We start from the raw sequence: 21,585 nt of genomic DNA, 5'->3' as shown, positions 1-21,585 counted from the left end.
ATGTCAGAAAAATTTCAAGCAGTAGTTATAGGAGGTGGCCCAGGAGGATATGTTTGTGCAATTAGACTTGCTCAACTAGGATTGAAAACTGCATGTATAGAGTCCAGAGGGTCTCTTGGTGGCACATGCCTTAATATCGGTTGTATCCCTTCAAAAAGTTTGCTTAATTTATCTGAGGAATTTCACAAAGTTAAAGGTTTGGCAAATAAAGGTATTGAAATAGGAGAAGTAAAACTAAATCTTGATAAAATGATGAAGAGCAAGGACAAAGCAGTCACTGTTCTTACAAAAGGTGTAGAATTTCTTTTAAAAAAAAACAAAGTCACTTACTTTAAGGGCCATGGAAGTTTTAAATCAAAGAATGAAATCTTAATAAAAGATGATCAAAAAAAAGAAACAATAATTCAAACTGAAAAAACAGTTATAGCCACAGGATCTGTACCAGTTTCTCTACCAGGTATTGAAATAGATGAAAAAATAATAGTTTCATCAACAGGGGCTTTAAAATTAGATAAAGTGCCCAATAAAATGGTTGTTGTTGGTGGAGGTTATATCGGCTTAGAGATGGGATCGGTGTGGTCAAGACTTGGTGCAAAAGTAGAAGTTGTTGAGTTTTTGGATCATATAACACCTGGTATGGATAAAGAAATTTCATCTGAGTTTATGAAAATTCTTAAAAAGCAAGGAATGAAGTTTAATATGCAAAATAAAGTTGAAACAATTCAAAAAAATAAATCAGGCGCAGTGGTCTCAACAATTGATAAAGATGGAAATAAAAATAACTTTGAATGTGATGTAGTTTTAATTTCAGTCGGTAGAAAACCAAATACAGAAGGTTTAAATTTAAAAAATGCAGGTGTGAGTTTAGATGAAAAAAATAGAGTAATAACTGATAAGAAATTTAAAACAAATGTTGAAAATATTTATGCAATAGGTGATGTAATTGTCGGACCCATGTTGGCACATAAGGCTGAAGATGAAGGTATAGCAGTTGCAGAAAATATTGTAGGTCAATCAGGACATGTAAACTATGATACGATACCAGGTGTGGTATATACCTCACCAGAGGTTGCATCAATTGGTAAAACAGAAGAGCAATTAAAAGAATTAAATAAGAGTTATAAGGTTGGGAAGTTTTCATTCATGGCCAATTCTAGAGCTAAAGCTATAGATGATACGGAAGGTTTTGTGAAAATTCTTGCAGATGCGCAGACAGATCAAGTTTTAGGTGCACACATAATTGGCCCTCATGCAGGAGAATTAATTGCTGAAATTGGTGTTGCTATGGAATTTGGTGCAAGCGCTGAGGATATTGCAAGAACTTGTCATGCTCACCCAACTTTTTCTGAAGCTGTCAAAGAGGCTGCGTTATCAGTAGATAAAAGAGCAATACACTCTTAATTTTTTTTCATATTATAAAATATGAAATATCCGATTCTATTACCAAATATTTTTAACCACCCTTTTACTTATGAAAGTGATTTAAATCTTAAAGTTGGTGAATTTGTTTTGATACCTTTTGGAAAATCTAAAATAACAGGCGTAGTCTGGAACGAATTTGAAAAAAATAATACCAAAAAGTTTAAAATAAAAAGAGTCATAAAAAGACTAGACGTAACTCCTTTAAAAAAAGATACGATCAATTTTTTAAATTGGTTCTCTGAGTATAATTTAATTCCAAAAGGAATGGCATTAAAACTTATTTTATTGAGCAGTGAAGCTATAGAAAAAAAGGAAAAGAAATTTTACGAGCCCTTTCGTGATAATATTAAAAAAAATTCTATCACCCTATCTGTCAACCAAATCAAATCTTTAGAAAAAATGAATAGTTCAAATAAAAAATTTAGAGTTCATGTTTTACAAGGCACAACTGGATCTGGTAAAACTTTAGTTTATTTTGAAGCAATGAAATCTTTGATAGAGAAAGGTTTTCAATCTTTAATACTTTTACCAGAAATAGGTTTAACGAGTCAGTTTGAACAAAAATTTTCAGAATATTTTGGATTTAATCCAGCAATTTGGCATTCTGGTATCTCAAAAAAGAAAAAAGAAATAATCTGGAGCGGTATTTCCTGTGGTGAAATTAAAGTTATTATTGGAGCAAGATCTTCATTGTTTTTACCGTTTAAAAATTTAGGAATAATAATTGTTGATGAAGAACATGATCAATCTTTCAAACAAGATGAAGGCGTTACATATAATGCACGTGATATGGCAATTTCAAGAGCATCATTTGAAAACATTCCTATAAACTTAATCACAGCAGTACCTTCCATAGAAACTTTTGAAAATATCAAAAAAGGTAAATATGAGGTTTCTAGATTAAGTAAAAGATTTAAAAATGCAGCATTACCCAACTATGAAATTATTAATTTAAACAATACAAGACTTGAGAAGCAATCATGGCTATCGGAGAAAATAATTGAAAAGGTAAATTTACATCTTGAAAAAAAAGATCAAGTTTTGTTTTTTTTGAATAGAAGAGGCTTTTCTCCTAATGCACTATGTAATAAATGCTATTCAAGTTTTTCTTGCCCAAATTGTACAATAAATTTGGTTTATCATAAGAATAAAAATAATTTGATGTGTCACTATTGTGGATTTAAATCAGAGTTAAAAAGAGATTGTAAGAAAGGCAATCAATGTGAATTCATTTTTAGCGGCCCAGGTGTTGAGAGAATTTCTGAGGAAGTTAAAAGAAAATTCCCTAATAAAAAAATAGATATTTTTTCAAGTGATACGATGAATAAAAAAGATTCCAAAGAAAAAATTAGAAAAATAATGAATAATGAAATTCAGATTTTAGTAGGAACTCAATTAATATCAAAAGGTTTTCATTTTCCTCACTTGAATTGTATTGTTGTTGTAGATATTGATCTTTCCTCTCATGGACACGATTTAAGGGGAGCTGAAAAGAATTTACAACTTTATCATCAACTTTCAGGAAGGGCTGGAAGAACTGGAAAACCAGCTACAGTTTATTTTCAAACTTATGAAAGTAATTCTAAAATGATTTCTGAAATAACAAATGAAAATCCAGATATTTTTTTAGAAAGAGAATTAGAGATAAGAAAAAAAAACAAACTTCCTCCATACCAAAGATTTATTTCTTTAATTCTTACAGGAGAAAATGAGAGAAAATTAGAAAAAGAAGCTTTCGATTTTAAGAATTTTATTGAAAGTAAAATTAATGGAAGGATTTTGGGTCCTGTGAACGCACCATTATTCAGATTGAAAAAAAAATTTAGGATAAGATTTTTGATAAGAGGATTAAAATCTATGAAAATGCAAAGTTCTTTATCAAAAATTATCCCAAAATATAAGTTTTCCAGTGGAATAAAACTTTCAGTTGATGTTGATCCGATAAACTTCAATTAACTTATAAAAAAAAGGCATTTTAGACGTATCAGTCACTTGAAGACATAAGAGTCATATGTTAATTAGGGCGTGAATTTTTAATAATCTTCAACCTTATATAGGAAACAAGTTGAGCAAAGATACAGGATTTTCAATTTCTTCAGCTGAAAGGTATTCTCTCGCACTTTTTGAACTTTCAGAAGAAAATGGGTTATTAGGACAGATAGAAGAACAGTCTTTATCTGTATTAAACCTAATTGATCAAAGTAAAGATTTTTTTCATTTGATTAAAGATCCAACTACTAGTCATGAAGATCTTTCAAAAATAATAAATAAAATAGCCGAAAATAATAAATTTGATAATTTATTTAGAAATTTTTTAAACTTTTTAATTCAAAAAAGACGTTTCTTTTTTATAGAGAGGATTCTAAAAAGTTTTATTGAAATTTGTTCCAAAAAAAGAGGTGAGCTTACGGCTGAATTAAAATCAGCAAAAAAATTATCAAGTGATGAAATTAAAAAAATCACAGATGAATTATCTACAAATTTTAAATCAAAAATAAAATTAAATTATAAACATGATGAAAGTTTAATAGGAGGTCTAGTAGTTCATGTTGGAAGTACTATGGTAGATACTTCAATTAAAAATAAATTACAACAAATCGAAAATAGAATGATAGAGGCATAAATGGAAATAAATCCTTCAGAAGTTACAAAAATATTAAAAGAGCAAATTAAAAACTTTGGTGAAAAAGCTGAAGTTGCAGAAGTGGGGCAGGTGTTATCAGTCGGTGATGGTATTGCAAGAATTTATGGTTTGGATAACGTACAAGCTGGTGAGATGGTAGAATTCGCTGATGGATCAAAAGGGATGGCTCTTAACTTAGAAAGTGAAAACGTTGGTGTTGTAATTTTCGGTGACGACAGAAATGTAAAAGAGGGTGATGTTGTTAAACGTACAGGTAATATTGTTGATACTCCTGTTGGAAAAGAATTGTTAGGAAGGGTTGTAGATGGTCTAGGTAATCCTATTGATGGGAAAGGTGCATTTGATAAAAATATCAAAAAAACTAGAGTAGAAGTAAAGGCACCAGGAATTATCCCTCGTCAATCAGTTAATGAACCAATGCAAACTGGACTAAAATCAATCGATAGCTTGGTTCCAATTGGAAGAGGTCAAAGAGAATTAATTATTGGGGATAGACAAACAGGTAAAACTGCAGTTGCTGTTGATGCAATTATAAATCAAAAAAAGATAAATGAGTCTGGTGACGAAAAACAAAAACTATATTGTATTTATGTTGCAGTTGGACAAAAAAGATCAACTGTAAGACAAATTCAAAAAACATTAGAGGAAGCAGGTGCAATGGAGTACACAACTATTGTTGCAGCTACAGCTTCTGACTCTGCGCCATTACAATTTTTAGCCCCTTATACAGGCTGTGCTATGGGTGAGTATTTCAGAGATAATGGAATGCATGCACTAATAATATATGATGATTTATCTAAACAAGCCGTTGCGTACAGACAGATGTCTTTATTATTAAGAAGGCCTCCAGGCCGTGAGGCTTATCCGGGAGATGTATTTTATCTACACAGTAGATTACTTGAAAGAGCTGCAAAATTAAGCGACGAGCACGGTGGAGGTTCATTGACAGCCCTTCCAATTATCGAAACACAAGGAGGAGACGTTTCTGCTTTTATTCCTACTAATGTAATTTCAATTACTGATGGTCAAATATTTTTAGAAACAGAATTATTTAACCAAGGTATAAGACCAGCAATTAACGTTGGATTATCGGTATCTAGAGTTGGATCATCAGCTCAAACAAAAGCGATGAAAAAAGTTTCTGGATCAATGAAATTAGAATTAGCACAATATAGAGAAATGGCAGCATTTGCCCAATTTGGATCTGATTTGGATGCATCTACGCAACAACTTTTGAATAGAGGCTCAAAACTAACTGAACTTCTAAAACAAAAACAATATTCACCATTGACTGTTGCTGAGCAAGTAATATCAGTTTTTTGTGGTGTTAAGGGTTATCTCGATGATATTGACTTAAAAGATGTATCTGAATTTGAAAGTAAAATTATTAATAAATGTAAATCAGATAAACCTGAAATAATTGAAGCAATTCAAAGCTCTGGAAAACTTGATGAAGATAAAGAAAAGCTATTGGTAGAAGTAATCACTCAGTTGAAAGGAACCTTTAAATCTTAATATAATATGGCAAGTTTAGATGATCTCAAAAAAAGGATAGCTAGCGTGAAGTCCACACAAAAAATCACGAAAGCTATGAAAATGGTTGCGGCAGCAAAATTGAGAAGAGCTCAAGAAAGTGCTGAGAGAGGGAGACCTTATTCTGAAAAAATGAATAATATTATTCTAAACTTGTCTAGTGGTATATCTGATAAGGAAAATGCCCCAAAATTATTATCTGGTACAGGTGAGAATAAAATTCATTTATGTGTAGTAATGACATCAGATAGAGGCCTTTGCGGAGGTTTTAATTCTAACATTATTAAAAAAGCGAAAAGTTATTTTTCAAAAATTTTAGACGAAGGTAAACAATTAAAAATCATTACTGTGGGGTCAAAGGGAAATGACCAACTAAAAAGAGTTTATGGAGATAAAATTATTCAAAATATATCATTTAAAGAGTCTAAAAATGTAAATTATTTTGATGCTGACAAAGTTGGAAGGATCATAATTGAAAAATTTGAAGCTGGAGAGTTTGATATATGTACAATTTTTTATAATCAATTTAAAAATGTAATCACTCAATTACCTCAAGCTCAACAGATTATACCTTTAAACAACAAAGAAGAGGAAAATAATTCTGGTGGAAGTTATGAATTTGAACCAGATGAGGATGAAATTTTAAGCAATTTATTACCAAAAAATATTTCAACGCAAATATTTAAGGCGATGTTAGAGAATTCAGCTAGCGAACAAGGGTCTAGAATGAGTGCAATGGACAATGCTACCCGTAACGCAGGTGAAATGGTTGACAAACTTACTATCGAATATAATAGAAGTCGTCAGGCAGCAATTACGAAAGAACTAATAGAAATCATATCAGGAGCAGAAAGTTTATAATTATGAGCAAAGGAATAATTACACAGGTCATTGGAGCAGTAGTAGACGTTAAATTTGATGGTGAACTTCCAGAGATCTTAACAGCATTAGAATGTAAAAATGGGAACAATAGATTGGTTTTAGAGGTAGCACAACACTTGGGTGAAACTACAGTTAGAACTATTGCAATGGATGCTACTGAAGGATTAAAAAGAGGTGATGAGGTAACTAATACTAACGCACCTATACAAGTTCCAGTAGGACCCGAAACTCTTGGAAGAATTATTAATGTGATAGGAGAGCCAATAGATGAAAGAGGAGAAGTAAAAACTAAAGAAAGTTGGCCTATTCATAGAGGTGCACCTGAATTCAATGATCAATCGACTGAAACTGAGATACTTGTAACTGGTATTAAAGTAATTGATTTGCTTGCTCCCTACGCTAAAGGAGGAAAAATTGGATTGTTTGGTGGTGCCGGTGTTGGAAAAACTGTTTTGATTATGGAGTTAATCAATAACGTTGCAAAAGCACATGGTGGTTTCTCAGTTTTTGCAGGTGTAGGAGAAAGAACAAGAGAAGGAAATGATCTCTATCATGAAATGATCGAGTCTGGTGTTATCAAACAGGATGGACCAGGATCTAAAGCAGCATTAGTTTACGGACAAATGAATGAACCCCCAGGTGCTAGAGCTAGAGTGGCACTTACTGGGTTGACTGTAGCAGAATATTTTAGAGATCAAGAAGGACAAGACGTGCTCTTCTTTGTAGATAATATTTTTAGATTTACTCAAGCAGGCTCAGAAGTTTCAGCACTTCTTGGTAGAATTCCATCTGCAGTTGGTTATCAACCAACATTAGCAACTGACATGGGTAATCTTCAAGAAAGAATTACAACAACAAACAAAGGATCAATTACTTCAGTTCAAGCAATTTATGTACCTGCAGATGATTTAACTGACCCTGCTCCAGCAACATCGTTTGCTCATTTGGATGCAACAACAGTGCTTTCAAGACAAATAGCTGAAATTGGAATATATCCTGCCGTCGACCCCCTAGACTCAACTTCAAGAATTCTAGACCCTAGAATTGTTGGGGATGAACATTATAGAGTAGCAAGGGATGTGCAAAGAATATTACAATCTTATAAATCATTACAAGATATCATAGCTATTTTAGGTATGGATGAGTTATCTGAGGAAGATAAGCTCGTTGTGGCGAGAGCAAGAAAAATCCAAAGATTTTTGTCTCAGCCATTTTTTGTTGCAGAAGTCTTCACAGGATCACCAGGAAAACTGGTAGATTTAGACTCAACCATCAAAGGTTTTGATGCTATTTGCAAAGGTGAATATGATCATTTACCTGAAGCAGCGTTTTATATGGTGGGTACGATTGAAGAGGCAATTGAGAAAGCTAAAAAAATGGAACAAGAAGCTGCTGCTTAATGAGTGAAGAGTTTAAAATTGAGATAGTAAATCCGGAAAAATCTTTTTTAGTTAAGGAGGATGTTTTAGAGGTTGTGGTTCCTGCCTTTGAGGGTGAAATGGGGATTTTAAAAGATCACATATCCATTATTTCCTTTTTAAAACCTGGAATAATTAAAGTATTTTCGAAATCAGGTGATGAAAATTATTATGTAGAAGATGGAATTATTGAGTTTAAAAATAACAATTTATCAATCTTAACAAGCACAATATTTGCTGTTGCAGATTTAGATAAATCTAAACAAGGGGATTTACTAAAAAAAGCTGAGGAAGAAGCAAGTAAACCTGAAATAAACGATCAGGCCAAATATTTAGTAGACCAAAAAGTTGAAGTTCTAAGATCGATTAACTAATAGTAACTCTAATTGTTTTTGAATTTCTTGATAAACGTGTAATTTAAAATCTACCACAACTTTTGTTAAGGATTTTAAATCAATCCATTTCCACTCAAGAAATTCAGGTTTTTTTGTTCTAATATTTATCTCATTATCCTCTCCAGTAAACTTCATTATAAACCATTTCTGTTTTTGTCCCTTGTACTTACCTTTCCAAATTATACCCAATAAGTGATCTGGCAGTTCATATGTTATAAAACCATCTAATTCTTTAATTAGCTTTACTTTTGTAATACTAGTTTCTTCCTTTAACTCTCTGTATGCAGCGGAAAGAAAATCCTCACCTTCATCAATACCTCCTTGTGGCATCTGCCAAAAATTTTTTGGATTATCAATTCTTCTTGCAACAAAAATCTCATTTTTTTGATTTAGAACAACAATGCCTACACCACTACGTAGTGGTAGATGTTTATATTGTTCTTTCATTTAACCGTTTAAAAGCTTTAATGCGTAACTCAATTGATTATCAGTATCAGTCTTAATTCTAAATTCATTAGTATCTTCATTGATCTCAATATCAGGACTTACTCCAACTTCAGAAATTGATTTACCAGATGGTAAGTAATATTTTGCAACAGTAAGTCTTATTGCTCCTTTATTTTTGAGGGGAATTATTGATTGCACTGAACCTTTTCCAAAACTATTTTCGCCTAAAATAATTGCTCTTTTATGATCTTGTAGTGCTCCAGCAACTATTTCTGAAGCAGATGCAGAACCATAATTAATTAAAACAATCAAAGTTTTGCCACCTATCAAATCCCCTTTTTTAGCAAACCATTTTCTATTTTCCGAGGCTTTTCTACTTTTGGTAGATACAATCTCTCCATTATCTAAAAAAAAATCTGATATCCTTATAGCTTGCGATAACAACCCTCCAGGATTATTTCTTAAATCTAGTATATATGAATTTATATTTTCATTTTTTTCAAATTCTTTAATTTGCTTTCTTATTTGTTCACCACTATTTTCATTGAAAGAAGTTAATCTAAGATAACCAACGTTATTTTTCAAAAGATCAGCTTTAACTGATTTAATTTGAATTATTTCTCTTACAATTTCAAACGTTAAAGCTTTTTTTTGTCCAATTCTTCTTACAGTTAAAATAATTGATGAACCTACAGGTCCTCTCATCAAGTCTACAGCCTCACTTAGTGATTTACCTTGTACCTGAATATCATCTATCTTTATGATATAGTCGCCAGCTTTAATCCCAGCTCTAGATGCTGGAGTATCGTCGATAGGGGAAATTACTTTTACAACCCCAGACTCCATATTTACCTCTATTCCCAAGCCACCAAATTCACCACTTGTTTCAGTCTGCATTTCGTTAAAAATTTCAGGTGACATATATGCTGAATAAGGATCTAGTGATTGAAGCAAACCATCTATTGCAGCATCCATACTTTCAGATTGATTTATTTCATCGACATATTCTTTATTAATTTTTTCTAATACTTCTCCAAATAAATCTATTTTCTTATAAACGTCATTTTCAGCTGCAACGACAGGATTAAAAGTTGAAAACTTTAGAAAAAATATACTGATGATAAAAAAAATTTTCCTCATATTATAAGTTTTTCTTTTGGAATAAATTCTGACCACATTTTTTCTAATTCGTAAAATTTTCTTTTTTCTGGATGAAATATGTGGACAATTAGATCTATTCCATCCACCAGTTTCCACTCAGTACTATCTTTTCCCTCGATTTTTGAATCTTTCATTCCATAATCTTTGAATTTTTCTAAAACTTGCTCAGAAAGTGACTGGATATGTCTAGATGACGTACCACTTGCAATAATCATGTATTCAGCCATTGAACTTTTATCTTTAAGATCGATGCTAACAATGTCTAAAGCTTTATTAATATCTAAAGTTTGAATTATGATTTTTTTTAAATCAGAAATTTTGTCCATTAATTAAATAAACCATATCAAATTTTTCTCAATTGAGAAGAAGAAATATTGACCTTTTCAAATTCAATAAATTTCAAATTCTCTTTATTTAATCTTTTATATGTGGTTGAATTTAATGATTTTTTTTTATAACCATGTCTATCAAATACTATTATTTTACATTTCTGTGAAATTAATTTCCATTTATACCATTTGTGAAATTTTATTAAATTATCAGCGCCCATTATAAAATAAATTTTGTTTTTTTTGTTCTTTGAAATATGTTTTATCAAATCAAAAGTTTTATTTGATTTAATTGTGTCTTCATAAAATTTTACTTTAATCAATTTACTTGATCCAATAATTTTTTTGCAATACTTGATTCTATTACCCAAACTTGTATACGTCTTTTTTTTAAAAGGATTTTTTTTTGTTATTGCCCAAATAACATTTTTTAATTTAAATCTTTTAATTGCTTCTTTTGAGATAGTTAAGTGACCTTTGTGTGCAGGATCGAAGGATCCACCCAGGATCCCAATTTTATTTCTTCTTGTAGCCAATTTACTTTCTAATTTTACCATTACTTGTTACTTGATATTTGTAGGAAATTAGTTGTCTAAGTCCGACAGGTCCTCTTGGCGGAAGAACATTTGTCGAAATTCCAACCTCACCACCAAATCCAAATTCACCACCATCTGCAAATTGTGTAGATGTATTGTGCATTGCTATTGAACTTTTAACTCCCATTAAAAATTTTTTAGCAGTTTTTTTGTTTTTAGTAATAATACAATCAGTATGCATAGTTCCATATTTATTAATATGAGAAATAGCCTCCTGTAAGTTTTTGACAGATTTTACAGAAACGGTAGCAGATAAATATTCTTTTGACCAATCTTTGATCGATGCTTTTTTGATTTTACCTTTGTAAATTTTTCGTATTTTATTATCACCAATAATTTGACAACCTTTTTCTTCTAATAACTTTAATATATGAGCTCCAAACTTTTTGATTATACGCTCATTAAGCAAAATTGTTTCAGTTGCTCCACAAATCGCTGTATTTCTTAATTTTGCATTTACTATTACTTTGGTAGCAATTTTGGGATCCGCATCTTTATCTACATATGAATGACAAACACCTTCTAAGTGACCAATAGTTGGAATTTTAGAAATGTTTTGTACTTTTTTAACTAAATTTCTACCCCCTCTTGGTATGATCACATCAATAAAATTACTCATTTTAGTTAGTAAAAAATCTACCACTTTTCTATTCTTTATATCGATGAATTGAACAAAGTTTTGATTAACTTTATTAATCTTCAAAGCTTTTCTGAATAAATTTGATAAAATTTTATTAGAATAAAAGGCCTCAGAACCGCCTTTCAAAATAACTGGATTTCCAGATTTAAAACATAATGATGCTACATCCGAGGTTACATTTGGTCTACTTTCATAAATTACACCTATTACTCCTATCGGGATTGATATTTTTGAAAATACAAGTCCATTAGGTCTTTTCCATTTTTCAATAACATTATGAACTGGATCCTTTAACTTAATTATTTCTTGGATTGAATTAATAATACCCAAGATTTTTTTTTCATTTAAAATTAGTCGATTTATTAAATTATCTCTTAGCTTTATTTTGTTAGCCCGATCTACATCTTTTTTATTTTCTTTAAGAATTAAATTTTTATTTTTTTTTATCATTTTAAGATAATCACTCAAAACTTTATTTTTTTTATAAGTATTTATTGGTTGAGCAAACGCTTGTTTTGATCTCTCTCCAATATTAATTAATATCTTTCTCATTAGATTTCCACCATATCATCTTTATGCACTACTTCAGATTTCGACACGTATCCTAAAATTTTTTGTATTTCATTTGAATGACAGCCCATAATTAAATTTATTTCTTTTGATGAAAAAGAGCTAAGTCCACGAGCAAACTCTTTTTTTTTATTATCTAAAATTTTAATATGATCTCCCTTATTAAATCTGCCGACTACTTTTTTAATTCCAGCCGCTAATAAACTTTTTCCACTATGAAGAGCCTTTTTTGCTCCATCATCAATTATAAGTTCACCCTTAGGAGAAATTGAGCTGATTATCCACTTTTTTCTTGCATGCATTTTAGATATTCTAGAAATAAACCAAGTGCAGTTATCTTCACTCTGGATACGATCGATAGGATTAAGACTTAACCCATTTGCTATTACCATATTGCAACCAGCCAAATTACAAATTTTAGCAGCTTCGATTTTTGTATTCATGCCACCACTTCCTAATTCTGTCATACCTTTAATATTTATATTTTTAATAACTTTGTCTAAATCAATTACTTTCTTAATTAACTGAGCATCTTTGAATTTTTTTGGGTTTTTTGTATATAAACCATCCACATCCGAGAGTAATATTAAGGTATCTGCATTTGTAATTTGAGCTACTCTAGAAGCAAGTCTATCATTATCTCCATATTTAATTTCAGATGTTGCAATAGTATCATTTTCATTAACAATAGGAATGAAATCAAGATCGAATAAGTTTTCAAAAGTTCTTTTTGCATTGATTGATCTTCTTCTCTCCTCAGTGTCGTCAAGGGTAAGTAAAATTTGAGAAATATCTAATTTATATTTTGAAAACGTTTCTAAGAACAAGTTCATCAATTCAATTTGCCCTATAGATGCAATTGCTTGACTTTTATCTAGCTTAAGATTTTTTTTATTATAATTCATTTTTTTACATCCAAGGGCTATTGCGCCTGAAGAAACAATTATAATTTTTTGATTATTCGATTTTAATTTTTTTATATCTTTCGCAAAGCTAGAGAGCCATTTTTTTCTTATTTTCTTTTCTTTGTCAACTAAAAGCGAAGATCCGATTTTGATAACAATTTTTTTTGAGTTTTTAAGATACATAATTCAATAATTTTGATTTGATTTTTGATACTGAAGATTTATTGAATGTTGATACAGCAATAATTTCTGATTTAGTATTCTTTTTAAAGTCTTTAATTATGTGATTGACTTCTTTTTCATCAATAAGATCTATTTTGTTCAACACGATTAATTCTTTTTTTTTAGTGAGTTTGTTACTATATTTTTTAAGCTCATTTTTTACTTGTTGATAGCTTTTTTTTAAATCGTCACTTGTAATATCAATTAAATGTAAAAGAGATTTACATCTCTCAATATGTTTCAAAAACTGAATTCCAAGGCCCGTACCTTTATGAGCACCTTCTACTAATCCTGGTATATCTGCGATCGTAATTTCTTTATCATCATAACTTGCCACTCCCAAATTTGGATTTAAAGTGGTAAATTGATAGTTTGCAATTTTAGGATTTGCATTAGTAACTGATGCTAATAAACTTGACTTACCTGCATTAGGCAATCCTATAATCCCAATATCAGCTATTGTTTTCAATTGAAGCCAAATTGTAAACTCTTCTCCTTGAGTTCCTTTTGTAAATTTCCTTGGAGCCCTATTGGTAGAACTTTTGAATCTTGTATTACCTAATCCGCCTTTACCACCAGCAGCAGCGATAAATTCCTCACTAATTTTTGTAAAGTCGTAAATTAATGTTTTGTTATCCTCTTCAAAAACTTGTGTTCCTAAGGGAACCTTTAAAATTAAATCTTCACCACTCTTTCCTGTTCGGTTTTGTCCTGCACCGTTCTCACCTCTCTTTGCTTTATGATGTTGTTGATATCTAAAATCAATTAAAGTATTTAAATTCTGTTCAGCTTTTAAAATTACTGAACCTCCTTTTCCACCATCACCACCATCTGGGCCACCATATTCTATAAATTTTTCTCTTCTGAAACTCGGAGAACCATCTCCACCATTTCCAGCTTTAATATAAATTTTAACTTGATCTAAGAATTTCATAATACAACAATAGGTTAAGTTGTACTATTAATTGGGTTTTACTGAAACAAAAGTTCTATCTGACTTTGTTTTTTTAAAAACTACCTTACCTTTTATTACTGAAAAAATTGAGTGATCTTTACCCATTCCTACGTTTTCTCCAGGAAATATTTTTGTACCCCTTTGTCTTACAATAATGTTTCCAGGAATAACAGATTGTCCACCGTACTTTTTGACACCAAGTCTTCGACCAGCACTATCACGTCCATTTCTAGAAGATCCACCTGCTTTTTTTGTTGCCATAGTTAATTCCTAGTTATTTACTAGCCTCTTTTTTTGTTTCTGTCTTTTTTGTTACCTTAGAAACTTTTTCAGCTTCTGAGAGAATTTTACCATCTTTTGAAAAAATTTTATTTATTCTAATCATAGAATATTCCTGTCTATGCCCATTTTTTCTTCTTGAGTTATGTCTTCTTCTTTTTTTAAAAATTAATACAGTCCTATTTTTACTATTTTTAATTAAGTCAGCTTCAACTTTTGCACCATTTACCATCGGGGCTCCAACTTCTATTTTACTGTCATCTCCGTAAGCTAAAATTTCATTAAATTCTATTTTTGAATTAGCTTTAATATTTGTTAATTTCTCAATTTTCAAAATCTCTCCAGATTTGACTTTGTATTGTTTACCACCTGTTTTTATGACTGCGTATGACATATAAATACTCTAAATTTTGTTAAGGCAATATAGTCTGAGCAAGCCTATAGTCAAGTTTTATAAATCAAAAATTATCCTTTAAATCTCTTAATTTTGAAAAACTTTCAACATCTTTAGCTTTAAGAAATATATTGCATTCTATTTCATCAGATAAAATTGATGGAATGGTGGGATGGCCATTTTTTATTTTTTCTTTAATTTCTTCAATTTTACTTTTCAAATTTGAATTATCAGGATCGTTTGATTCACAAAATTTTGAATTTTGTAATGTATATTCATGGCCGCAATATATCTGAGTATCTTTTGGAAGTTCTTTTATTTTTTTTAATGAATTAAACATCTGTTCATAAGTTCCTTCAAAAATTCTACCACATCCTAAAGAAAATAAGGTATCCCCAGTAAAAATTTTTTTTTCCAAAAAAAAATGAAAGGCAATATGCCCACTTGTATGACCTGGAATGTGATAAATTTTCGCCTCAAAATTTTCGCCTTTCCATTTTTGATTATCTTCGACAAGTACATCAATTTCTGGAATACGATCTTTATCTTCTTTAAATCCAACTATTTTAGAATTATATCTTTTCTTTAATTCTAAATTGCCACCTACATGATCATAATGATGATGAGTATTAAGAATATATTTTAACTCAATATTATTACCTTCAACATGTTTTATAATTGGAGCCGCCTCACCAGGGTCAACAACACATCCGATATTTTTAGTGTCATCGATTAACAGGTAACTATAATTGTCTTGTAAACACTTAATTATTTCTACTCTCATCTTATTTTTCAATTAAGAATATACCTAATTCTGCAAATAAATTTTTATAAAATAAATTAGAATTATTAATATTTGATATATTTTTATTTGTCAGAGCTAAAGATTTAAAGATTTTAAAATTTATAATTTTTGAAAATTTAACAAAGTCTTTAATAGTACACATATGAATATTTGGGGTGTTATACCAATCATTTGGTAATGACTCTGTGATTGGCATTGTTCCTTTGATAAGCAAATTTAATCTTACTTTCCAATGACCAAAATTTGGAATTGTTATGATTGCTTTTTTTCCAACTCTTAAAAGTTCTTTTATAACAATCTCAGGATTTACGAAAGCTTGTAAAGTTTGACCTAGGACAACATAATCAAAAGAATCATTTGGAAATTGTTTTAAATCCAATTCAGCGTTTCCTTCAATTACAGTAAGTCCTTTTGATACACACGTTTGAACTTTATCCTTTGAAATCTCAATTCCTCTCGCATCAACATTTTTATTTTTTTTTAATGACTCCATTAATGTTCCATCGTCGCAACCAACATCTAAAACTCTTGTTTTTTCTTCTATTAAATCAACTATTATTTTATATTCTGTCTTCACTATTATCTCTCTGAGTAAGATTTATCTAAAAAATTTTTAAGTGTTTTCAAAAAGTCTGGAACATCTAATAAAAAAGAATCATGACCTTTGTCAGATTTTATCTCAACAAATCCAACATCAGCACCAATTGCATTAAGAGCGATAACTATATCTTTATTTTCTTGGGTTGGATAGAGCCAGTCTGAGGTAAAAGATATTATAAAAAACTTAGCCTTAGTTTTTTTAAATGCATTAGATAAATTACCATCAAATTGTTTAACTAGATCGAAATAATCCATTGCTCTTGTTATATAAAGATAACTATTAGCATCAAATCGATCTACAAAAACCGATCCTTGATATCTTAGATAACTCTCTATTTGAAAATCTGCATCAAATCCAAATTTAAGAGCATCTCTTTCTTGAAGTTTTCTTCCAAATTTTTCTTGTAAACCTTTTTTAGACAAATAAGTTATATGTGCAGCCATTCTCGCTACTGATAACCCTTTATCAGGAAGAGTATTATTAGATAAATATTTTCCGTCTGACCAGTTATGATCTGACGCTATCGCTTGTCTACCCAATTCATTAAAAGCAATATTTTGAGCAGAATGATTAGAGGTACATGCGATTGGTACTACTGTACTAGCTTTATCTGGATAATTACTAATAAATTGCAAAACTTGCATTCCTCCCATTGATCCACCAACAACTGAAAAAAGTTTTTTGATTTTAAAATGATCTAATAAATTTACTTGTGCATTCACCATGTCATTAATAGTAATTACAGGAAAATCTGTGCCGTAAATCTTATTTGTATCGGGATTTTTGTGGCTTGGACCGTATGACCCCATACAACCACCTATAACATTTGCACAAATAACAAAATATTTATTTGTGTCTATTGATTTGTTGGGACCCACTGCATAAGACCACCAACCATCTTTTTTTGTGATAGGATTAATTCCCGTAACAAATTGATCACCGGTAAGTGCATGAAAAACAAGAATCGCATTATCTTTATTTTCATTGAGTGAGCCATAAGTTTCATATGCTAGTGGATAATTATTAATAGTTTTACCACAATCAAGCTTTAATGGTTTTTTAATAATAAGTGTTTTTATATTCTCTTTAATATTCATAATTTTTAATGCTAATTATTGAATTGTGAGAAAAAAAACTTTTTTAGCGGTTTTTTTAAAGCGCTCGCAATTCAGGTAAATCAGCGCATAAATTTTGTACAAGATGTTATTTAGTATGTCAATTTTTAAAATATTTGAACTAATACTATATGAAAAGTTGTTATTTTATTTATAAAGAGGCTAAAATTTAAAAGATGACAACTGTAAAATTTAAAAAATTCGATATTGAGGCTTATCAACCTGGTAAATCAACTGTCAAGAGACTAAAGAACATAATCAAACTTTCAGCAAATGAGTCAGCTCTTGGTGTAAGTGTGAGGGCCAAGAAGGCAATATCAAATAAAAAACTAAAATTTTTTAGATATCCAGACGGAAAGTCTAGAGAATTACGAAGCCAGATTTCAAAAAAATTTGATTGTAATAAAGAAAAAATAATTTGTGGAGCTGGCTCAGACGAAGTTATACAAATGTTATGTCAGCTTTTCCTTAAACCAAAAGATGAGGTAATCCTTCCTCAATTTAGTTTTTTGATGTACAGAATATATGCAAAAATAGTTGGAGCAAAAGTTGTTTTTGCAAAAGAAAAAAATTTTAAAGTTTCTGTTTCGGAAATAATTAAAAAAGTAAACAGTAAAACTAAAATGGTATTTCTTGCTAATCCAAATAATCCAACTGGCACTTACTTGACTAAGTTTGAATTAATTAATTTAAGAAAAAGATTAAGAAAAAATATTTTGCTTGTTGTAGATGATGCTTATGCAGAGTACATGCAAAATAAAGATTATAAATCTGGTTTAGATTTATTTAAAAACAAGCAGAATGTTTTTATATTAAGGACATTCTCAAAAATCTACGGATTATCATCCTTAAGAGTTGGGTGGGGATATGGTTCAAAAAAAATTATTGATGCTTTGAATATTATTAAACCTCCATTTAATGTTAATGAAGTAGCTCAAAAGGCAGCAATTGAGTCGCTTAAAGATAAAAAATTTATTACACGTTCTGTAAAACATAATTATTTTTATGCAACAAAATTAAAAGATTTTTTAAGCAATTATGATATTAGTTCAAATAAAGTCTCTGCCAATTTTTTATTATTGAACTTTAATAAATGTAAACTAAGAGCTAAAAGTTTTTATGAAAAATTAAAAAGAAAAGGAATCATTTTAAGATCTACCGAAGAAGGTTATAAAATAAAGAATATGCTACGATTAACTATTGGATCTAAAGAGGAAAATATAAAATTTATTAAAGCAACACAAAATATATTTAGAAAATGAGAAACATATTGATTATTGGCTGTGGATTATTAGGTTCTTCTTTAGTAAGGAAAATTTCACAAAAAAAAATTGCGAAAAAAATATTTATTTACGAAAAATCGCAATCTAATATCGCTAAAATAAAAAAGCTCAGATTACCTGGAACAATAGTTAATTCACTAAAAGATGGTTTGGTAAATTCAAACTTAGTGATTGTTTGTACATCAACGAGTGAATATAAAGAACTTATTCTTAAGATTAATAAAACTATTTCGCCAAAGACATTAATTACTGATGTAGGCTCTTCAAAAATAGAGTCATCAAAAATTATTAAAAAATTTTTGAGACGCGGTATAAATTGGATAAGGAGTCATCCTATCGCAGGATCGGAGGTGAGCGGACCAGAATTTGGAAAAGCTGATATGTTTGAAGATAAATGGTGTGTTTTAATTAAGGATAAAAAAACAAGTCTTAAGAATTTAAAATTTTTAATTTCTTTTTGGAAAAAAATAGGCTCAAAAACTGTTATTATGAATCCAGAAAAACATGATAAAGTTTTTTCTATCACAAGTCATTTACCACATTTGATTGCATATAATTTGGTTAAATCAGCTCAAGATTTTGAGAAAATTCTTAAGTTTGGTCTTATTAAATACAGTGCTGGGGGGCTGAGAGATTTTTCAAGAATAGCTGCTTCAAATGAAATTATGTGGAGAGATATTTTTTTTGATAACAAAGCTAATGTTACAAAAGCGATAGATTTGTTTATCAAAAACTTAAAATCTTTCAAAAAAGATATAAATTCTAAGAATAATAAATCAATTTTAAAAAAATTATCGCAAACTAAAAAGGTTAGATCTAAAATTATTAAATTAAAACAGGATGTAAACAAACCTGACTTTGGTAGAGATTAATAATTACTAATATTACTTACTTTTTTAACTTTTAGATTTGCTGTTTTATCAATTAACTTGATTGTTTGTATTGTCGACATTTCTATCACCTTTTTTTTTGGTCCATAAGCATGAATAAATCTAGACTTACTTATACATATACCAACATGTCCTTTCCAAAATATGATATCTCCTTTAAGTAAACTTTTAATTTTTTTTTGCTTACTAAATCTTATTTGGTCTTTTGTATCTCTTGGGAAAAATATTCTATTGTAATAAAAATAGATTTGAATTAATGCTGAACAATCAATACCAATACAAGTTTTTCCACCCCATAAGTATTTTGTGTTTAAAAAAGATTTGAATATTCTGATATAATTTTTTTCGTAATGATCAATACTTTTAATATCAATTTTTTTGATCCATTTATTTTTTTCAAATTCTACATACTTTTTATTTTCATTTCTAATACATACACCAGATCCATAATACAGATGATGATTTGAAGATAAAAATTTTTTACCTTTTTTTAAAAAAATTCTAGATTTAATTTTTGAAATTTTAAAAGAGGGATTAAAATTTTTTAAAAAATTACCGTTTTTAATATATCCAATATAATTGTCATAATGAGTTTTTATTTTTATCCATTTTTTTCTTTTTAATAAAATTTTAAATTTCTCTCCATATAGAATTTGTGAAACCACTTCAGAGTTGTAAGATGGTTTAAAGTAAATGTTAGCTACAGATTTATTTAAAAAATTATTTTTCACTTAGTTTAAGTTTATTTTTCATAATCCATAAAATCATTAAGGAAGGAATTACCATTAGTGCAGTTAAAATAAAAAATATTCCCCAATCACCATTTAACCAATCAACAAGGGCACCAGATGAAGAGGCTAAAGTTGTTCTACCAGCAGTTCCAATTGATGCTAATAGTGCATATTGAGTTGCTGTATAGGCTCTGTCTACGAGCATAGATATAAAAGCCACAAAAGCCACTGTTGCAAATGCAGCAGCTATATCATCAAAAATGACTGCGATAGCAAATAAAAGTTCAGATTTATCACTCCAAGCCAATACACTAAATAAAAGGTTTGTACTTGCCATCATTACTCCAGCAAAAAACATTGCTTTTAAAACTCCAGATCTTATTACAAAAAGCCCACCTAAAAGAGTAAACGTCACAGTAGTAATCCAACCTAACGTTTTAGAGTAAATAGCAATATCTGATTTACTAAAGCCTATTTCTTTATAAAAAATTATAGACATTCTTCCAAGAAATGCCTCTCCCACTTTAAATAAAAAAACAAATCCTAAAATTCCTAGAGCAATCGAAAAGCCATTCTTTTTAAAAAAACTAATAATTGGGCCACTTATTGTTCCAGCAACCCATGTTATCAATTTTGTAAATATATTTTCATTTTTAAATTGAGATGATATCAATTTATCATTTTCTTTTTGTTGATTTTTTCTATTTAAATTTCCAGACTCATCAATGAACATTAAGCCAATGTTCATTAAAATTACTAAAATGCCCAGAATTAGAAAAGTTAGTTGCCAATAATTTTCAAAACCAATATTTTGTAGAATGTCTGCTGCAAATAATGATAGTACTCCACCTAATTTGTATCCTGACCACCAACCAACAACCGCCATTGCAGCCCCGGCAGCCATGGATTTTCCCTCATTCTCACCAATCTGTTCAATTCTTAAAGCATCAACTGTTATATCTTGAGTTGATGATGCTATAGCAATTATTAAGCCTACTGAAACAACCAAGGCTAAATTTTCAGATGGATCGAGTAAACTCCAAAGAGCAAGTGAGATTAAGATGATAATTTGCATCAAAACAATCCATCCTCTTCTGTGACCTATTTTTTTCGTTAAAAATGGTATTTGTATTCTATCTATTAAGGGTGCCCATAAATAATTAAAAGCATAAACTGCAAAGATTAATCCAGCCCATCCAACAGTAGATCTACTTAATCCATCTTCTTTTAACCATAAACTTAGACTACTTCCAATCAAAACCCATGGAAAACCAGATATTACACCAAGCAATAAAATTTTGAGCATTCTTTTATCAAAATAAACTGAGAACATTTCAGACAAAGAATTTTTTTTAATTTCTATCAAAT

At 29.8% G+C, this 21,585-nt stretch carries 23 protein-coding genes; 9 read left to right on the top strand and 14 right to left on the bottom strand.

All coding sequences use genetic code 11. The annotated features are described in order from the left end of the window. The 7 genes from lpdA to atpC all read left to right on the top strand — a co-directional run bounded on the left by lpdA (position 1) and on the right by atpC (position 8,273). The gene (gene lpdA, locus B5L73_RS06305) at positions 1-1,401 is read left to right on the top strand and encodes a dihydrolipoyl dehydrogenase (RefSeq protein WP_085149476.1); all 1,401 of its coding nucleotides are present in this window, start codon (positions 1-3) and stop codon (positions 1,399-1,401) included. Positions 1,402-1,422: 21 nt separating this feature from the next. Continuing rightward, complete coding sequence (gene priA, locus B5L73_RS06300) at positions 1,423-3,378, top strand: replication restart helicase PriA (RefSeq protein WP_085149473.1); 1,956 nt, start codon at positions 1,423-1,425, stop codon at positions 3,376-3,378. A 109-nt stretch (positions 3,379-3,487) separates the two neighbouring features. Continuing rightward, entirely contained in the window at positions 3,488-4,045 is a 558-nt protein-coding gene (atpH, locus tag B5L73_RS06295) for an ATP synthase F1 subunit delta (RefSeq protein WP_085149470.1), read from the top strand. Beyond that, the gene (atpA, locus tag B5L73_RS06290) at positions 4,046-5,581 is read left to right on the top strand and encodes a F0F1 ATP synthase subunit alpha (protein WP_085149467.1); all 1,536 of its coding nucleotides are present in this window, start codon (positions 4,046-4,048) and stop codon (positions 5,579-5,581) included. A 6-nt stretch (positions 5,582-5,587) separates the two neighbouring features. Then, complete coding sequence (locus B5L73_RS06285) at positions 5,588-6,460, top strand: F0F1 ATP synthase subunit gamma (RefSeq protein ID WP_085149464.1); 873 nt, start codon at positions 5,588-5,590, stop codon at positions 6,458-6,460. A gap of 2 nt (positions 6,461-6,462) precedes the next feature. Then, positions 6,463-7,881 (top strand): F0F1 ATP synthase subunit beta, encoded by a 1,419-nt coding sequence (atpD, locus tag B5L73_RS06280; protein WP_085149461.1) that lies wholly within the window; start codon positions 6,463-6,465, stop codon positions 7,879-7,881. Next, positions 7,881-8,273: an ATP synthase F1 subunit epsilon gene (gene atpC / locus B5L73_RS06275; RefSeq protein ID WP_085149458.1), complete on the top strand. Its 393-nt coding sequence runs from the start codon at positions 7,881-7,883 to the stop codon at positions 8,271-8,273. Before atpD ends, atpC begins: the two co-directional genes overlap by 1 nt. Here the strand turns inward: atpC and B5L73_RS06270 are convergent. The 12 genes from B5L73_RS06270 to metX all read right to left on the bottom strand — a co-directional run bounded on the left by B5L73_RS06270 (position 8,256) and on the right by metX (position 17,295). After that, positions 8,256-8,741, bottom strand: coding sequence for an RNA pyrophosphohydrolase (locus B5L73_RS06270; protein ID WP_085149453.1), 486 nt, complete (start codon positions 8,739-8,741; stop codon positions 8,256-8,258). The two genes, atpC and B5L73_RS06270, sit on opposite strands and share 18 nt — an antisense overlap. After that, positions 8,742-9,881 carry a S41 family peptidase gene (locus tag B5L73_RS06265; RefSeq protein ID WP_085149450.1) on the bottom strand — a complete coding sequence of 380 codons (1,140 nt, stop codon included), beginning with the start codon at positions 9,879-9,881 and terminating at the stop codon, positions 8,742-8,744. Continuing rightward, entirely contained in the window at positions 9,878-10,228 is a 351-nt protein-coding gene (rsfS, locus tag B5L73_RS06260; RefSeq protein WP_085149447.1) for a ribosome silencing factor, read from the bottom strand. The genes B5L73_RS06265 and rsfS overlap by 4 nt, the downstream gene beginning before the upstream one ends. Positions 10,229-10,245: 17 nt before the next feature. Then, on the bottom strand, positions 10,246-10,788 hold the full coding sequence (nadD, locus tag B5L73_RS06255) for a nicotinate (nicotinamide) nucleotide adenylyltransferase (RefSeq protein WP_085149437.1): 543 nt from the start codon (positions 10,786-10,788) through the stop codon (positions 10,246-10,248). After that, positions 10,769-12,019 (bottom strand): glutamate-5-semialdehyde dehydrogenase, encoded by a 1,251-nt coding sequence (locus B5L73_RS06250; protein WP_085149434.1) that lies wholly within the window; start codon positions 12,017-12,019, stop codon positions 10,769-10,771. Before B5L73_RS06250 ends, nadD begins: the two co-directional genes overlap by 20 nt. Then, on the bottom strand, positions 12,019-13,125 hold the full coding sequence (gene proB, locus B5L73_RS06245; protein WP_085149431.1) for a glutamate 5-kinase: 1,107 nt from the start codon (positions 13,123-13,125) through the stop codon (positions 12,019-12,021). The genes B5L73_RS06250 and proB overlap by 1 nt, the downstream gene beginning before the upstream one ends. After that, a complete protein-coding gene (gene cgtA / locus B5L73_RS06240; protein WP_085149428.1) occupies positions 13,115-14,098 on the bottom strand; it encodes an Obg family GTPase CgtA in 984 nt (327 codons plus the stop codon). The genes proB and cgtA overlap by 11 nt, the downstream gene beginning before the upstream one ends. A gap of 27 nt (positions 14,099-14,125) precedes the next feature. Continuing rightward, positions 14,126-14,380, bottom strand: a complete 255-nt coding sequence (rpmA, locus tag B5L73_RS06235; RefSeq protein ID WP_085149425.1) for a 50S ribosomal protein L27 — start codon at positions 14,378-14,380, stop codon at positions 14,126-14,128. A gap of 13 nt (positions 14,381-14,393) precedes the next feature. Continuing rightward, on the bottom strand, positions 14,394-14,792 hold the full coding sequence (gene rplU / locus B5L73_RS06230; RefSeq protein ID WP_085149406.1) for a 50S ribosomal protein L21: 399 nt from the start codon (positions 14,790-14,792) through the stop codon (positions 14,394-14,396). A gap of 64 nt (positions 14,793-14,856) precedes the next feature. Next, complete coding sequence (gloB, locus tag B5L73_RS06225) at positions 14,857-15,576, bottom strand: hydroxyacylglutathione hydrolase (protein ID WP_085149696.1); 720 nt, start codon at positions 15,574-15,576, stop codon at positions 14,857-14,859. A gap of 1 nt (position 15,577) precedes the next feature. Further along, positions 15,578-16,174 carry a methionine biosynthesis protein MetW gene (metW, locus tag B5L73_RS06220; protein ID WP_085149403.1) on the bottom strand — a complete coding sequence of 199 codons (597 nt, stop codon included), beginning with the start codon at positions 16,172-16,174 and terminating at the stop codon, positions 15,578-15,580. Between the two features lie 2 nt (positions 16,175-16,176). Beyond that, the gene (gene metX, locus B5L73_RS06215; protein WP_085149400.1) at positions 16,177-17,295 is read right to left on the bottom strand and encodes a homoserine O-acetyltransferase MetX; all 1,119 of its coding nucleotides are present in this window, start codon (positions 17,293-17,295) and stop codon (positions 16,177-16,179) included. 194 nt (positions 17,296-17,489) lie between these two features. On the opposite strand from metX, the gene hisC reads away from it, so the two are divergent. Continuing rightward, positions 17,490-18,575: a histidinol-phosphate transaminase gene (gene hisC, locus B5L73_RS06210; RefSeq protein WP_085149397.1), complete on the top strand. Its 1,086-nt coding sequence runs from the start codon at positions 17,490-17,492 to the stop codon at positions 18,573-18,575. Then, a complete protein-coding gene (locus B5L73_RS06205; RefSeq protein ID WP_085149394.1) occupies positions 18,572-19,468 on the top strand; it encodes a prephenate dehydrogenase in 897 nt (298 codons plus the stop codon). The genes hisC and B5L73_RS06205 overlap by 4 nt, the downstream gene beginning before the upstream one ends. Here the strand turns inward: B5L73_RS06205 and B5L73_RS06200 are convergent. Both B5L73_RS06200 and B5L73_RS06195 read right to left on the bottom strand, forming a co-directional pair. Beyond that, positions 19,465-20,217: a C40 family peptidase gene (locus tag B5L73_RS06200; RefSeq protein WP_085149390.1), complete on the bottom strand. Its 753-nt coding sequence runs from the start codon at positions 20,215-20,217 to the stop codon at positions 19,465-19,467. The two genes, B5L73_RS06205 and B5L73_RS06200, sit on opposite strands and share 4 nt — an antisense overlap. Next, positions 20,207-21,583 (bottom strand): AmpG family muropeptide MFS transporter, encoded by a 1,377-nt coding sequence (locus B5L73_RS06195; RefSeq protein WP_085149693.1) that lies wholly within the window; start codon positions 21,581-21,583, stop codon positions 20,207-20,209. The genes B5L73_RS06200 and B5L73_RS06195 overlap by 11 nt, the downstream gene beginning before the upstream one ends. Between the last annotated feature and the right edge of the window lie 2 nt (positions 21,584-21,585).

Source organism: Candidatus Pelagibacter sp. RS39 (assembly GCF_002101315.1).
In the GTDB taxonomy this organism is placed as follows: Bacteria; Pseudomonadota; Alphaproteobacteria; order Pelagibacterales; family Pelagibacteraceae; genus Pelagibacter.
This window is presented reverse-complemented; position numbering and strand designations above follow the sequence as displayed.

What these genes read in the sequence shown, in the direction of transcription:
- atpA (WP_085149467.1), top strand. Translation starts at nt 4,046, where the DNA reads ATGGAAATAAATCCTTCAGAAGTTACAAAAATATTAAAAGAGCAAATT.
- B5L73_RS06205 (WP_085149394.1), top strand. Translation starts at nt 18,572, where the DNA reads ATGAGAAACATATTGATTATTGGCTGTGGATTATTAGGTTCTTCTTTA.
- B5L73_RS06265 (WP_085149450.1), bottom strand. Translation starts at nt 9,881, where the DNA reads ATGAGGAAAATTTTTTTTATCATCAGTATATTTTTTCTAAAGTTTTCA.
- rsfS (WP_085149447.1), bottom strand. Translation starts at nt 10,228, where the DNA reads ATGGACAAAATTTCTGATTTAAAAAAAATCATAATTCAAACTTTAGAT.
- B5L73_RS06270 (WP_085149453.1), bottom strand. Translation starts at nt 8,741, where the DNA reads ATGAAAGAACAATATAAACATCTACCACTACGTAGTGGTGTAGGCATT.
- metX (WP_085149400.1), bottom strand. Translation starts at nt 17,295, where the DNA reads ATGAATATTAAAGAGAATATAAAAACACTTATTATTAAAAAACCATTA.
- rplU (WP_085149406.1), bottom strand. Translation starts at nt 14,792, where the DNA reads ATGTCATACGCAGTCATAAAAACAGGTGGTAAACAATACAAAGTCAAA.
- lpdA (WP_085149476.1), top strand. Translation starts at nt 1, where the DNA reads ATGTCAGAAAAATTTCAAGCAGTAGTTATAGGAGGTGGCCCAGGAGGA.
- rpmA (WP_085149425.1), bottom strand. Translation starts at nt 14,380, where the DNA reads ATGGCAACAAAAAAAGCAGGTGGATCTTCTAGAAATGGACGTGATAGT.
- gloB (WP_085149696.1), bottom strand. Translation starts at nt 15,576, where the DNA reads ATGAGAGTAGAAATAATTAAGTGTTTACAAGACAATTATAGTTACCTG.
- B5L73_RS06250 (WP_085149434.1), bottom strand. Translation starts at nt 12,019, where the DNA reads ATGAGAAAGATATTAATTAATATTGGAGAGAGATCAAAACAAGCGTTT.
- priA (WP_085149473.1), top strand. Translation starts at nt 1,423, where the DNA reads ATGAAATATCCGATTCTATTACCAAATATTTTTAACCACCCTTTTACT.
- atpD (WP_085149461.1), top strand. Translation starts at nt 6,463, where the DNA reads ATGAGCAAAGGAATAATTACACAGGTCATTGGAGCAGTAGTAGACGTT.
- nadD (WP_085149437.1), bottom strand. Translation starts at nt 10,788, where the DNA reads ATGGTAAAATTAGAAAGTAAATTGGCTACAAGAAGAAATAAAATTGGG.
- atpC (WP_085149458.1), top strand. Translation starts at nt 7,881, where the DNA reads ATGAGTGAAGAGTTTAAAATTGAGATAGTAAATCCGGAAAAATCTTTT.
- hisC (WP_085149397.1), top strand. Translation starts at nt 17,490, where the DNA reads ATGACAACTGTAAAATTTAAAAAATTCGATATTGAGGCTTATCAACCT.
- proB (WP_085149431.1), bottom strand. Translation starts at nt 13,125, where the DNA reads ATGTATCTTAAAAACTCAAAAAAAATTGTTATCAAAATCGGATCTTCG.
- B5L73_RS06285 (WP_085149464.1), top strand. Translation starts at nt 5,588, where the DNA reads ATGGCAAGTTTAGATGATCTCAAAAAAAGGATAGCTAGCGTGAAGTCC.
- cgtA (WP_085149428.1), bottom strand. Translation starts at nt 14,098, where the DNA reads ATGAAATTCTTAGATCAAGTTAAAATTTATATTAAAGCTGGAAATGGT.